This is a genomic window from Streptomyces sp. SudanB5_2050, from assembly GCF_964272335.1.
Classification (GTDB): domain Bacteria; phylum Actinomycetota; class Actinomycetes; order Streptomycetales; family Streptomycetaceae; genus Streptomyces; species Streptomyces rochei.
Map to the genome: position 1 here is coordinate 7364755 of NZ_OZ186760.1, position 14449 is coordinate 7379203.

At 71.8% G+C, this 14449-nt stretch carries 6 protein-coding genes and 1 pseudogene; 2 read left to right on the plus strand and 5 right to left on the minus strand.

Features of this window, described 5'->3' with window-relative positions; genetic code table 11:
* Positions 1-29 precede the first annotated feature (29 nt).
* The 5 genes from ACFZP7_RS32380 to ACFZP7_RS32400 are packed head-to-tail and all read right to left on the minus strand — an operon-like array spanning position 30 to position 6421.
* The gene (locus ACFZP7_RS32380; RefSeq protein WP_385637593.1) at positions 30-782 is read right to left on the minus strand and encodes an SDR family NAD(P)-dependent oxidoreductase; all 753 of its coding nucleotides are present in this window, start codon (positions 780-782) and stop codon (positions 30-32) included.
* Entirely contained in the window at positions 779-1951 is a 1173-nt protein-coding gene (locus tag ACFZP7_RS32385; RefSeq protein ID WP_385637596.1) for an enolase C-terminal domain-like protein, read from the minus strand. Before ACFZP7_RS32385 ends, ACFZP7_RS32380 begins: the two co-directional genes overlap by 4 nt.
* Positions 1948-2766, minus strand: coding sequence for an alpha/beta fold hydrolase (locus ACFZP7_RS32390; protein WP_306693450.1), 819 nt, complete (start codon positions 2764-2766; stop codon positions 1948-1950). Before ACFZP7_RS32390 ends, ACFZP7_RS32385 begins: the two co-directional genes overlap by 4 nt.
* A gap of 11 nt (positions 2767-2777) precedes the next feature.
* On the minus strand, positions 2778-4397 hold the full coding sequence (locus ACFZP7_RS32395) for a thiamine pyrophosphate-binding protein (protein WP_385637598.1): 1620 nt from the start codon (positions 4395-4397) through the stop codon (positions 2778-2780).
* Entirely contained in the window at positions 4394-6421 is a 2028-nt protein-coding gene (locus tag ACFZP7_RS32400) for a CoA transferase (protein ID WP_385637601.1), read from the minus strand. Before ACFZP7_RS32400 ends, ACFZP7_RS32395 begins: the two co-directional genes overlap by 4 nt.
* Before the next feature lie 662 nt (positions 6422-7083).
* On the opposite strand from ACFZP7_RS32400, the gene ACFZP7_RS32405 reads away from it, so the two are divergent.
* Entirely contained in the window at positions 7084-9600 is a 2517-nt protein-coding gene (locus tag ACFZP7_RS32405; RefSeq protein WP_385637603.1) for an acyltransferase domain-containing protein, read from the plus strand.
* Between the two features lie 84 nt (positions 9601-9684).
* Positions 9685-14385: pseudogene (locus ACFZP7_RS32410) on the plus strand (SDR family NAD(P)-dependent oxidoreductase); the annotation flags it as partial.
* Between the last annotated feature and the right edge of the window lie 64 nt (positions 14386-14449).

Consider the following 14449-nt stretch of genomic DNA (forward strand, 5'->3'; position numbering starts at 1 on the left):
CCTGCTCGTCGGATGTGCGATCCGCTGTGTCATATGTGCAGTCCGCCGTTGACGTCGACGACCGTGCCGGTGGTGTATCCGGCGTCCTCGCCGCACAGATGGCAGACCATGCCCGCGGCCTCGGCGACGCTGCCGAAGCGGCCGGCGGGGATGTGGCTGACGCGGTCGGCAGTCCACTGCGGGGGCTTGTCCTCCCAAGCCCGGCGGATGCGCTCGGTGCCGATGACGCCGTGGGCGACCGCGTTGACCGTCACGCCGTGCGGGGCAAGTTCGTAGGCGCACTGCTTGGTGAACCCGATGACGCCGGCCTTGGCGGCGACGTAGGCGGCATTGCTGAACCGGGTGTACGTGCGACCGGCCACGGATGCCAGGTTGACGACCCTGCCCCACCCCGCCGCGACCATCGGCGGGACGCACAGCCGGGTCATGGTGAACACGCTCGCCAGGTTGTGCGTGACGGCCTCCTGGAGGTCGGCCTCGGTCAGTTGGGTCACCGAGCGGGCCCGGGTGTCGCCACCGACGCCGTTGACCAGGACGCCCGGCCGGTGCTGCGGGGCGAGCGAGTCGACGGCGGACGCCAGGGCGTGAGGGTCGGTCACGTCGGCGACCAGCGGGTCCCGGGCCAGCCGGTCGCCGAGCCCGTCCGCGACCCGGTGCACCGCCTCGGCGTCCTTGTCGAGCAGGACCACCCGCAGGCCCCGGGCCGCCAGGCCTCGGGCGACCTCCGCGCAGATGCCGCTGCCCGCTCCGGTCACCAGAGCCACGTCGCGTCGTGCCGTCATGTGATCCTCCGCCAGCCGCCGCCGGATTCCCAGGTGGCCGCGCACCGGGTGTGTCGCAGTAGTTCTTCGGTCGGTTCGATGCCCGTGCCCGGACCGGTCAAGGGTTCGACCCGGTGCAGTGACCGGTCGACGGTGAACGCCGGCGTGGTCAGTGGCACGGGGAACCACTCGTCGGCCCGGCCCGCTTCGACCGTCTGCCACAGGTCCCATGCGGTGGCCAGGGTGCGCCCGGCCGCCCACAGCGGCCCCACCTCGGCCACGTGAACGCCGAGCTGGCAACCGACGCCGAGCTCGTCGGCGCGCAGTGCCAGGCGTGCCGCGGCGAGGAACCCGCCGCACTTCGACAGCCGTACGTTGATGTGGCTGGCGGCGCCGCTGGTGGCGGCGGCGTGGAGGTCGGCCGGTCCGGTACAGGACTCGTCGAGCATGACGGGCAGACCGGTGGCCCGCCGCAGCCGGCCCAACTCGGGCCAGGACCGCGGCGGGAGCGGCTCCTCCACCCACCCCACGCCGTCCAGTTCGCCCGCGACCTTCTCCGCTTCCTCGGCCGTCCAGGCGCCGTTGACGTCCAGTGAGACACGGGTGTCGGCGGGGAGGCGGTCCTGGGCCGCCGTCAGCCGGTCCACCGCCCCGGCCGGCTCCGCCACCTTGATCTTCACGTGCCGCAACGCCGCCAGCGCCCGCGGCGTGAGTGCGTCCAGGACGGTCGCGACGTCGCGCGAGAGGTGGATCACGAGGCTGACGGACGTCGGTCCGTCCCGCCGTGATCGGGCAGGCGGGGCCAGGACCCGCAGGACGTCGCCGAGCGGCCGGGAGAAATGCCGGCACACCGCGTCGAGCAGGGCGATCTCCACGGCGGCCGCCGCCGACGGGCCGTCGACGAGCCCGGTCAGCGGCAGCTGTGCGATCGAGGCGACGGCGCTCTCGAAGTCCCGCCACTCGATGCGCTCGGCCAGCTCCCCGGGATCGCAGGCCTGGACGGCTCGCACCGCGCCTTCCAGGGTCTCACCGGTGACGTAGTCGCGGGGCGCTCCCTCTCCCCATCCGCGGGTGCCCGCCAGCTCGATCTCGACCAGCAGGGACGCCGCGCTGCGACGGGAGCGCGTGGCGTGGTCGAAGGCCGCGGCCATGGGCACGACGGCGGTGTGCAGCCGTACGCGACGGATCACGCTTCCTCCTTCAGCCGCGTGGCCAGCCAGTCCCAGTACGCCGTCCGGGCCGACGTGAACTCCACGTAGTGCCGATCCGTGGCGAAGACCTCCTCGTGCACGGCTGACGTCAGACGCCGCAGCATCGCTCGCGCGGCCGACAGGTCGATGATCGGGTCGTGAGTGGGGAGCGCCAGGTCGACGGGGAGCCGGGTGCGGGGGGCACCGCGGGCGTAGTGGTCCTCCAGGTGCACGAGCGTCGCCTGCGTGGCCGAGGTGACCTCGCGCAGCATCAGGTGATCCCCGGTGAGGAACTCCCGGTAGCGCGGCAGGTCGGTGTAGTCGCCGTCGGCGAGCCCCACGGGCCGTAGCCCGCTGCCGGTGAGCGCGCGGCGCTCGGCGAGCGTGTCCGCGGTGTGGCGCGCCCGCTGCTGTCCCAGCGCGGGCGCGCACAGGACCAACCTGCGGACGGGCAGATCGCGGGTGCACCACAGCGCGGCCAGCACGCTGCCGCCGAGGCTCTGCCCCAGGGCGACCGGCCCGGCACCGCCGACCTCGGCCGTCACGGCGTCGAGGGCGCGGGCGTAGTCGTCGAGGACGAGATCGGCCGACGGCAGGTGGCCGCGAGGCCCCTCGCTGCGGCCCGAGCCTCTGCGGTCCAGGGCGTAGACGTCGATGCCGCGTGCGTTGAGCTCGGGCCCCGTCTCGAACAGCCAGCCCGCGTGGCTCTGGATGCCGTGGAGGTAGAAGACGGCCGAGGTGGCGCCGGGCGTTGTCCAGTGGTGCAGGGTGAGCCCGGTGCCGTCGGCAGCGGTCAGCATGCTCGTGGTGGGCATGGCCTGCCTCCTCAGTACCGGACGAGGTTGACGTCGGGGTCCAGCCGGACGTCGACGAGGAGCGGTCCTTCGAGCGTCGACAACAGGTCGCCGACGGCGTCGAGTTCTTCCGCCTTGCGGACGGTGAGGGCACGTGCGCCCATCGCCGTGGCCAGCCCGGCGAGGTCGGGCCAGGCGAACGCCGAGTACGCCGGGTCGTAGCCGTGGTTCCTGAGTTTGTAGTGCTCGGCTCCGTACGCCCCGTCGTTGAGTACGACCACGACGAGCGGCAGCCGGTACCGTACCGCCGTCGTGAACTCCGACAGGTGCATCATGAAGCCGCCGTCCCCCACGGCGGCGACCACGGGCCGGCCGGTCCCGGCCGTCGCCGCGCCGATCGCCCCGGCGACGCCGAGCCCGATCGAGCCGAAGCCGCCCATGACGGTGAAGTGCAGCGGGTCCGCCACGCGCAGATACGGCCAGACACCCACGTCGAAGCGGCCGATATCGCTGACGACACTGCGCTCGGCGGGCAGGATCCGGTCCAGCCGGATCATGGCCGTCCGGATGTCGACGGTCTCCGCTCCACTGCGGTCGTCGACGTCGTCCTGCGGCGAGAACCCGGCCAGTTGCCCGGCGACGCGCTCCGCCCAGGCGCCGTTGGCCGCGGTGACTCCGGCCTGATCCAGCAGGACGTTCATGGTCTCGGCCGTGCGGCGGGCATCCCCGGCCACGGGCTCGTCGACGGGGCTGTACGAGCCGAACCGTGCCGGATCGGTGTCCACGTGCACGACTCTCTTGCCGCGGAGCAGCTCGCCGTTGAGCACGGTCCACATGTTCAGGCTCGCCCCGAACGCGATCACGCAGTCCGAATCGGCGATGACCGTGCTCGCCACGCTGTGCGCGAGCGAGCCGAAGATGCCGATGTCGCGGGGGTGACCGGCGAACATCTCCTTGCCGAGCACGGTGGTGGCCAGCGCTGCTCCGGTACGGTCCGCCAGCTCCACCAGGGCCTCTCGCGCACCGGCGACGGCCGCACCGTGCCCGGCGAGGACCAGCGGCCGCTTGGCCGAGCCGATCAGCCCCAGCGCGCCGTCCAGCGCCTCGGCCTCCGGAGCCGCCAGAGGACCCGGCGCCACCGGGAGCGTGACCGGCGCCTGCTCGCCCGCCTCCGCCTGCATGAGGTCGATCGGCACATTGAGTACGACGGGCCGCCGCTCGGCCACGATCCGCTGGACGGCCCGGTTCAGGTCCGCGACGAGCGAGGCCGGTCTGTGGACGCGTTCGTACCCCGCGCCCGCCGCGGCCGCGACCGTCGCGATGTCGAAGTGGTGGAAGTGCGTGGGCACCGGTGGCGGATCACCTGTGATCAGCAGGACCTGGCTGTGGCTACGAGCCGCTTCCACAAGAGGGGTCAAGGCGTTGGTGAAAGCCGGCCCGTGCGTCACGGACGCCACACCGATGCCGCCGCACATACGTGCGCGGCCGTCGGCCATGGCGACGGCGCCCGCCTCGTGGGCGACCGCCACGAACCGTCCGCCCGCGTCGGCGAAGGCGGGCAGATAGAGCAGATTGGCGTTGCCCATGAGACCGAAGACGGTATCGACGCCGTGTGCGGCCAGAGCGTCGGCGAGCGCGTGGAAAACCTTCATTGCTGTCCCTCGGTCGGGGCGGGCTGGAGCCAGACGGGATCGTTCTGGTCGACCGGCGCGCAGGTGGGTGGCGGGTCCTCGCGAAGCAGGGAACGCAGGTGGTTGCCGGTGATGAGCACGGTGGTTCCGGCGCAGTCCCGGGCGACGGCCATCCGCCGGGCGAGAACCTGGGGGTGCCGCACCGCGCGGGTCAGGTCGTGCAGCGGGGCCGCGGGCACGCCGACGGCTGCCGCCGCGTCCAGTACGGCGGCGACGGGGCCCTCGGCCTGCGGTGGCGGCCCTTCCGCGTCGACGAGGACCGTGCCGTCCGCCGCCCGGACGAGGTGGGGGGCCCGTGCGGGTGGGGCGGTGAACCAGCGGTCCTGGGTGAGCCAGACAGCGCTGTCGAACAGCGCGACGTCGGCGGCGCATCCGTGCTCGGTGCGCAGACGGACGTAGGTGGACACGACGGCGGCGGCAGCGGCCAGGTAGGCACCGAGGACGTCGGCGCTGGACACTGGAGTCCTCAGCCCGGCGCCCGGGCCGCCGACGAGGCGCATGATGCCCGACTCGGCCTGGATCACGGTGTCGACGCTGCGGTCGGCGGCGGCCAGGCCATGGCCGGTGACCGTGCAGTGCACGACGCCGTGCCGGGACAGGATCTGATCGGGGGCGAGGCCCTGCGCGGTGAGTGTGTCGGCCGCGAGGTTGGTGAGCACGATGTCGCATCCGGCGAGCAGCCGCTCGAACCCGGCCCGGTCCCCGGCGTCGGCGAGGTCGAGCCGACAGGAGCGTTTGCCCGCGTTGTTGACGTAGTAGAGGTAGCCGACCCCGGCCACCTGCTGGGCGAGCCGCCGGGACCCTTCGCCGTGCGGCGGCTCCACCTTCAGTACGTCGGCGCCGAGTTGGGCCAGCAGCCGGCCCGCGTGCGGTCCGGCCGTGTACGAGCCGACCTCCAGCAGGCGGACGCCGCGCAGCGGAGGAGTGCCGCGCGCGATCGGCTCCCAGAGGCGGCCCTGCCGGGGCATCGGACCGTCGGTGACGGCGGGTATGAGGGAGCGCAGTGGGCTGCCCGGTGTACCGGACGGTTCGGTGACCAGGCCGCGACGCCGGGCGGCGGCTCCGTCGCGTACCTCCTCGGGGGCCGCGACCTGGGCGCACGGGATGCCGGCGGCCCGCAGGGCGGTCACCACGTCCACGGCCCGCTGCCCGGCGGTCCACTTGCCGAGGATCTCGTCGAGCTCGTCGGCGTTGCGGACGCGGGCGGCGGTGTCGGCGAAGCGCGGGTCGTCGGGGAGGTCCCGTCGTCCCAGGACTGCGGTCAGCCTGTGCCATATCGGCTCGCCCATCGTGCAGATGACGACAGGGGCGTCCTGGCACGTGTAGCTGTTCCAGGGTGCCGCCATGCCGTGTCGGTTGCCGGTACGACGTGGCGGGCGACCGGCGAGCGCGACGCTCGGAAGCAGGGTGCCCGTCAGAGTGAACAGGCTGTCGAACTCGGCGATGTCCAGGTAGTCCCCGCCGCCTCCGCGCTCGCGGCCGATGAGCCCGGCCACGACGGCGATCAGACCGGACAGGGCCGCCGTACGCGACGCCAGGCCCACCACGGAGAGGACCGATGGTTGCCCCTCGGTGCCGGTCGCCGAGGTCAGGCCCGCCAGCGCCTGCAAGGTCCGCTCGGTGGCCGGGGCGTCACGCAGCGGGCCGGTGAGCCCGAACGCGCTCAGCCGCACCGCGACCAACTCGGGGCTGCGATGCGGAAGTTCCGGCGCCCCGAGCCCCAGAGCGGCGAGCCGCTCATCGCCCTCCGCGTCGCACACCAGCACATCGGCCGTCTCCAGCAGACGCGATGCCTGGTCCCAACCGGACGCGGACTGCGCGGCGGAGTGCAGCCACCGCTCGAACGGGTCCCCGTGATCGGGTGATCGGCAGAGCGTCACGACACGTGCCCCGAGGTCCGCGAGCAGTCTCCCCAGCAGTGCGGCTGGTGTACTGCGGCCGGCCATGAGTACGGCGATGCCCTCGAGCGGCCCTGCCCTTGTCATGGAATTCTCCCTCGCTCCGCGCACCGGTGCGGGCGTCGGTCGTCACCGCTGATTGGTCGTGGACGTCGGCCGTGAGGCGACCGCCAGGGAAATCACACCGGCGCCGCCCGCATCCGCGGGGGATCTGGCCGGCAGTCCCGATGCGCCATTAAAGCGCGCATGATTCGTTCCGTGCCGACCGTAGCACCGAGACGGCGGAAAATCATCGCACACCCCCGCTCCGGATCCGGAAACCCTGCTCAGGGGGCAAGGGGGAGGGGGTCCGTAATGGCCAAAACGAAATTTTACGGAGCTTTACGTTTGCTGGACGATCTATTGGTGAGCGCCTCGACGGGCTGGACATGGCAGTAGTGAATGTCCGCATTCATGGCTATTAGTACCGTGACCCTGATCACACGAGCCCTGGTTGACGGGTGAAATTTGGGGCTGGCAGAGTGATGACGAGCTTCCGTCCGCAAAGTGGTTGAATAACTGTTCCGAAATCTTCGGCAATTCAAAGGAGACTTACGGGGGATGCCTCTATTAATGTATTGCTGTAGGGCGAAATAATGACAGGCAGTGCTGTTTCGGCCCCATTCCTGCAGCCTCCCGAACCCGTCTCAGGGCACTCCGAACGGCAAAGCGATCCCGTCCTTCTCGTCGGCGCCGGACGCCGTGCCCGCATGGCGGATGCCGTACGTGCCGCCGGCGCTCAGGCGGGCATCGACCCGGCCGTCCTACGGCGCACCCGGGCCACCTTGATCACCGCGGGGAGCGCGGGAGCCGCAGGCCGGCTCGCCGCCGCCCTGCGCCTGACCGGCGCCACGATCTCTCTGGACACCCGCGAGACACCCACACTGCTCGCCCTGCACCTCGCCGCCCAAGCGCTGCGGGCGGGCGACACCTCTTACGCCGTCGTCGGTGCCGAACTTCCCGGCGGGAACTGCGCGTTGATCCTGGCCAGGCAGTCAGCGGCAACCGCCGAGGGGGCTGTGCCCCAGGCGATCGTCCGCACCACCACGGCGGACCGCACCACCACGGCGGATCACGCCCCTGCGCCCGACGACCACGGCAGCCCGGCCCGTGAAGCCCCGCATGCCACCCACACGTTGTCCCCAGGCATCACCCAGGCCCCCGCCGAGGGCTTCCCGGGCCTGCTGGCGACCCTGCACGACGACACACCCCTGCGCCCCACCGCGGTCACCGAGCACGGCAGCGACGCCACCACCGTCCTCGTCCTCCTCGACCAGCCCCAGGACGCCGCACCCGCGGCACCGCTCCCCTGGGTGGTCTCGGCCCCCCACACCCGCGCCCTCCGGGCCACGGCCGCGACCCTGGCCGTCCACCTCGACACCACACCGGCCGCACCCGCCGACGTCGCGCACACCCTGCTCACCGCGCGCCCCGACCGCCACCGTGCCGCCGTCGTCGGCGCGGACCGGGCCACCCTCACCGACGGACTGCGCGCACTCGCCACCGGAGGTGACGCGCCCCACCTCGTCCACGGCACCGCCACCGGATCGCCGCGTCCCGTCTTCGTCTTCCCCGGCCAGGGGTCGCAGTGGCCCGGTATGGCCGCCGAACTCCTCGAAACCAGCGAGCCCTTTCACGACAGCGTGCACGCTTGCGCCGACGCGCTGGCCGAGTTCGTCGACTGGTCGGTTCTCGACGTCCTGCGCCAGGCACCGGACGCGCCACCCCTGCGCCGGGTGGACGTTCTCCAGCCCACCCTGTGGGCGACGATGGTCTCCCTGGCCGCGGTCTGGCGCTCGTACGGCGTGGAACCGGCCGCCGTCGTCGGCCACTGCTACGGCGAGATCGCCGCCGCGCAGGTAGCCGGCGCCCTCGACATGCGTGACGCCGCCCGACTGCTCGCCCACCGCAGCCGGGCCTGGCTGCGACTGGTGGGCAAGGGCACGGTCATCTCCGTCGCCACCTCGGGACAGGACATCACCCGGCGCATGGCGGCCTGGCCCGACTCCGTCGAACTGGCCGCGCTCAACGGCCCGCGCTCCGTGGCGCTCGCAGGCCCGCCCGACGTCCTGGACGGCATCGTCACCGACCTGACCGACCAGGGCATCCACGCCAAACGCATCCCCGGCGTGGACACCGTCGGCCACTGCTCCCAGGTCGAGGTCCTCCGCGACCACCTGCTGGACGTCCTGCGCCCGGTCTCGCCCCGGCCCGCCGCCGTGCCGTTCTACTCCACCGTCGACGGAACCGAACGCGACACCACCACGCTGGACACCGACTACTGGTACCTCAACACCCGCGGCCAGGTCCGCTTCCACCAGGCCGTGCGGAACCTGCTCGCCGCCGGACACCGCTCGTTCGTCGAGGTGAGCCCGCACCCGCTGCTCGGAGCCTCCATCGAGGACACCGCGGCCGAGTTCGGCATCGACGACGTGGCCGCCGTCGGCACCCTGCGTCGAGGCCAGGGCGGCACCCGCCGGGTCCTGACCTCGGTGGCGGAGGCGTATGTCCACGGCATCGACATCGACTTCACGCCCGCCTTCACCGGCACGACCCCCAACCGCATCGACCTTCCGACCGTCGAGGACCACGGCATCGAGGGTCACGGCGACGACGGCGGCGAGACATGGACCGACCGCGTCAGAACCCTCCCGGACGAGCAGCGCGACGAGGCTTTGCTGGACCTCGTGTGCCGCACCGTCGCCGCGGTGCTCGAAGCGGACCCGGCCGGCATGGCGGACGCCGTCGCCCCCGACACGGCGTTCAAGGAGATGGGCCTCGGCTCACTGAGCGCGGTCCGGCTGCGCAACGGCCTCCGCGAGGCCACCGGCGCCCACCTGCCGGCCACCATCGCCTACGACCACCCCACCCCGGCCGCTCTGGCCCGCCACCTGGCGATGACCCTGTTCGACGCGACGGGCGCCGCCCCGGCGGTCCCGGCACCGAGCCGCGACGACGAACCGATCGACGCCGAGACCGCTGTGCTGACTGCGCTGGAACGGGCCGACGAGGCGCTGGAACGGTTGCGGGCCCCGCACGCCCGCACGCCCCGGCAGGAGACCGGCCGGCGGATCGACGAGCTGCTGCGGTCCCTGACCGACAAGGCCAGGCGGATGAGACAGGCCGACGCCGTCGATGATGTCGATGATCCGGCCACCGACCGGTTCGCCGCAGCCACCGACGACGAGATGTTCGAACTCCTCGAGAAACGTTTCGGCATCTCCTGAGGCGCGCCGACCTCCCGCACTGCGAGTCGCTTCCCCCACGATCCCCGAAGGCGGCAACCGATGGCACATGAAGACAAACTGCGCCACCTCCTCAAGCGTGTCAGTGCTGAACTCGACGACACCCAGCGCCGGGTGCGTGAGATGGAGGAGAGCGAGCGCGAGCCGATCGCGATCGTGGGGATGAGCTGCCGTCTGCCCGGCGGGGTGAACAGCCCGGGGGAGTTCTGGTCGCTGCTGGAGGCCGGGACGGACGCCGTTTCGGAGTTCCCGCGGGACCGTGGCTGGGATGTGGAGAACCTCTACGACCCGGACCCGGACGCCCCCGGGCGGTCGTACGTCCGCGAGGGCGGATTCCTGGACGGGGCCGGACAGTTCGACGCCGCCTTCTTCGGAATCTCGCCCCGTGAGGCGCTGGCGATGGATCCGCAGCAGCGGCTGCTGCTGGAGTGTTCGTGGGAGGCGATCGAGCGGTCGCGGATCGACCCGAAGTCCCTGCACGGCAGCCGGACCGGCGTCTTCGCGGGCTCCAACTGGCAGGACTACAACACCCTGTTGCTGAACGCCGAGGAGCGCTCCCAGAGCTACCTGGCCACCGGCGCCTCCGGAAGCGTGCTGTCCGGGCGCGTCTCGTACACGCTGGGCATGGAAGGGCCCGCGATCACCGTGAACACGGCGTGCTCGTCCTCTCTGGTCGCCGTCCACCTGGCGGCCCGTTCCCTGCGGGCGGGGGAGTGCGACCTCGCCCTGGCCGGCGCCGTCACGGTCATGTCCACACCGCAGCTCCCGGTCGCCTTCTCCCGGCAGCGCGGACTCGCCCCTGACGGTCGCTCGAAAGCCTTCGCGGTTTCGGCCGACGGCATGGGCTTCGGCGAGGGGGTGGGCGTGCTGGTGCTGGAGCGGTTGTCGGTGGCGCGGCGGAACGGTCATCGGGTGTTGGCGGTGGTGCGGGGTTCGGCGGTGAACCAGGACGGTGCGTCGAACGGTCTGACGGCGCCGAACGGTCCGTCGCAGCAGCGGGTGATACGTGCGGCCTTGGCGAGTGCCGGGCTGGGTCCGGCCGATGTGGATGTGGTGGAGGCGCACGGTACGGGGACGCGGTTGGGTGATCCGATCGAGGCGCAGGCGTTGCTGGCGACGTACGGGCGGGGCCGGGACGCGAAGCGTCCGTTGTGGCTGGGGTCGGTGAAATCGAACATCGGTCACGCGCAGGCTGCTGCCGGAGTCGCCGGTGTCATCAAGATGGTGCTGGCCATGGAGAAGGGCCGTCTCCCTCGGACGCTGCATGTGGATGAGCCGTCGGGTGAGGTGGACTGGGACTCGGGTGCGGTGCGGCTGCTGACCGAGGCGCGGGACTGGCCGTCGGGGGAGGGGCGTGTGCGGCGGGCGGGTGTGTCGTCGTTCGGGATCTCCGGGACGAACGCGCACGTGATCATCGAGGAGCCGCCGGCGGAGGAGGAAGCGGCACCGGATTCCTCTGCTTCGGGTGCCGTGCCGTGGGTTCTTTCGGCGCGGTCGGCTGAGGCGTTGCGGGAGCAGGCTGCCCGGCTGGCGTCGGTGGCTGGTGGGTTGAACGTGGTGGATGTGGGTTGGTCGTTGGTTTCGACTCGTGCGGCGTTCGAGCACCGGGCCGTGGTGGCGGGACGGGAGCGGGAAGAGCTGCTCGCGGGTCTGTTCGCTGTGGCTGCGGGACGCCCGGCTGCGAACGTGGTGACGGGGCCCGTCAGCTCCGGTCGGCCCGCGTTTGTTTTTGCTGGTCAGGGCAGTCAGCGGTTGGGGATGGGGCGGGGGTTGTATGAGCGGTTCCCGGTGTTTGCCGAGGCGTTCGACGAGGTGTGTGGGCGGGTCGGTCCGGGGGTGCGGGAGGTTGTTTTCGGTTCGGATGCGGGTGAGTTGGACCGGACGGTGTGGGCGCAGGCGGGGTTGTTCGCGTTGGAGGTGGCGCTGTTTCGGTTGTTGGAGTCCTGGGGTGTGCGGCCGGGTTGTCTGATCGGGCATTCGGTCGGTGAGTTGTCGGCGGCGTGTGTGGCGGGGTTGTGGTCGTTGGAGGATGCGTGTCGGGTCGTGGCTGCCCGGGCGCGGTTGATGCAGGCGTTGCCGGCGGGTGGGGTGATGGTCGCGGTTCGGGCCGAGGCGGGGGAGCTGGCCGGTTTCCTCGGTGAGGACGTGGTGATCGCGTCGGTGAACGCGCCGGGGCAGGTGGTGATCGCTGGTCCTGAGGGGGGTGTGGAGCGTGTGGTGGCTGCTTGTGGGGCGCGGTCGCGTCGTCTGGCGGTCTCGCATGCTTTTCATTCGCCTTTGGTGGAGCCGATGCTGGGGGAGTTCCGTCGGGTTGTGGAGTCGGTGGCGTTCGGTGTGCCGTCGCTGCGGGTGGTTTCCAATGTCACGGGTGCGTGGGTGGATCCGGAGGAGTGGGGGACGCCGGAGTACTGGGTGCGTCAGGTCCGTGAGCCGGTGCGTTTCGCCGACGGGGTCGCCACGTTGCTCGACGCGGGTGTGAGGACGTTCGTCGAGCTGGGTCCCGCCGGGACGCTCACTTCGATGGTCACCCACTGCGCGGACGCCACCGCCACTTCGGTGACGGCTGTACCTGCCCTGCGCCCCGACCACGACGAGTCGCGGACCGTGTTGAGTGCCGCAGCGTCCCTGTACGTCCAGGGTCACCCGGTCGACTGGGCCCCGCTGTTCCCGCGGGCCCGCACGGTGGACCTGCCCACCTACCCCTTCCAGCACCAGCACTACTGGCTCGACGTACCTCCTCTGTTCACCGCCTCCTCGGCGGCCCAGGACGGTGGCTGGCGATACCGCATCCACTGGCGGCGGCTCGGCACGAGGGACTCCGGGGACCGGCTCTCCGGCCGCTGGTTGCTGCTGGTGCCCGAGTCGGACGGGACGGAGCCCTGGGTGGAGGGGGCCGAGAAGATGCTGGCCGAGCGCGGGTGCGAAGTCGTCCACGTGCCGATCGCGGCGACGGCCGACCGGGACGCGATGGTCGGAGCCGTGCGTGAGAGCGTCGAGGACGGTCGGGTCGACGGTGTGCTCAGCCTGCTGGCGCTCGACGGCCGCCCGCACCCCGATGCGGCTGCGGTGCCGACAGGGTTGGTCGCCACGGCGCAGGTTGTGCAGGTCAGTGACGAGCTGGGCATCGGCCCGCTGTGGGTCGCCACCCGACAGGCGGTCTCCGTCGACGGGGCCGACGAGGCTGACGGGGCCGGTAGGACCAGGAAGGCCGACGACCCCGCCGATGTCGCGCAGGCCGCTGTGTGGGGGCTCGGCCGGGTCGCCGCGCTGGAGAAGCCTCGGTTGTGGGGCGGCCTCGTCGACCTGCCCGCACGTGCCGACGAACGGATGCGGGACCTGGTGGCTCAGGCCCTCACCGCTCCCGACGCCGAGGACCAACTTGCCGTGCGGGCCGACGGCATCGCCGTTCGCCGACTGGTACGCTCCGCCGCGTCGGCCCCGGCCGACGACTGGCAGCCGAGCGGCACCGTGCTGGTCACCGGCGGCACCGGAGGCGTCGGAGCCAACGTGGCGCGTTGGCTGGTCACCCAGGACATCCAGCACCTGTTGCTGGTCAGCCGGCGCGGCCCGGACGCCCCCGGAGCCGCTGAGCTGCTGGCCGAACTCAGCGCCTCAGGAACGTCCGTGACCATCGAGCCCTGCGACGTCACCGACGCGGACGCGGTACGGCGCCTGATCGGCGCCGTACCGGCCGAACGGCCGCTGAGCACGGTCGTCCACGCCGCGGGCGTACTGGACGACTGCTTGATCGACGCCCTGACCCCGCAGCGCCTCGCCGCCGCACTGGAGGTCAAGGCCAAGGGCGCACTGAACCTCCACGAGGCGGCCGGGGAGGCCCACTTGGTGCTCTTCTCCTCGCTGGCCGGAACAACCGGAACCAAGGGACAGGGCAACTACGCCGCCGCAAACGCCTATCTCGACGCTCTGGCCGAACGGCGGCGTGCTGACGGCCTGCCCGCCACTTCGGTCGCCTGGGGCGCCTGGCAGGGCGCGGGCATGGTGGCCGACGCCGCCGTAGCCCACCGCACGCGCCGTTATGGCCTCCCGCTCATGAGCCCCGACCGCGCCGTCGCCACCCTGCGGCAGGTCATGGCCGAGCCGGTGGCCACGCAGGTGGTGGCGGACGTCGACTGGCAGCGATTCGTCGCCGACTTCACCGCGGTGCGCCCCAGCCGCCTCCTCGCCGACCTGCCGGAAGTGCGCTCCCTGGGCGAGCAGCGAAAGGACGGCCCGGGCGGTCAGGGCGAGGAGGACGGCTTGGTCAGCAAGCTGGCAGCCCTGCCCGAAGCCGACCGCCGACGAGCCGTGCTGGACCTCGTGGAGGAACTCGTCCTCGGGGTTCTGGGCCACGAGACGCGCGCGGCGATCGGCCCGGACAGTTCCTTCCACGCCATCGGCTTCGACTCGCTCACCGCCGTCGAACTGCGCAACCTGCTGACCGTACGCCTCGGGATGAAGCTGCCCGCGACCCTCGTCTACGATCACCCGACCCTGTCGTCGCTGGCCGACCACCTGCACGAGCAACTGGTTATCGACGGCACCCCCATGACGGACACCGCGGACGACCTGCTCGCCGAACTCGACGCACTCGCGGCGAGACTCGCCGCCGTCGGGCTGGAACCGGAGGCGCGCGCCCGCATCGGACGCAGGCTCAAGGACATGCAGACCGCCTGCGAACCCAGGTCGGAGTCCTCACGCGACCTGAAGTCCGCCTCACGCACCGAAGTGCTCGACTTCCTCACCAACGAACTCGGCATCTCCCGCTGACCAGTTGACCGACCGCGACGAACGGCGCACCTGGCTGCGGCTCGTCCACGCCGACCTTCGACCT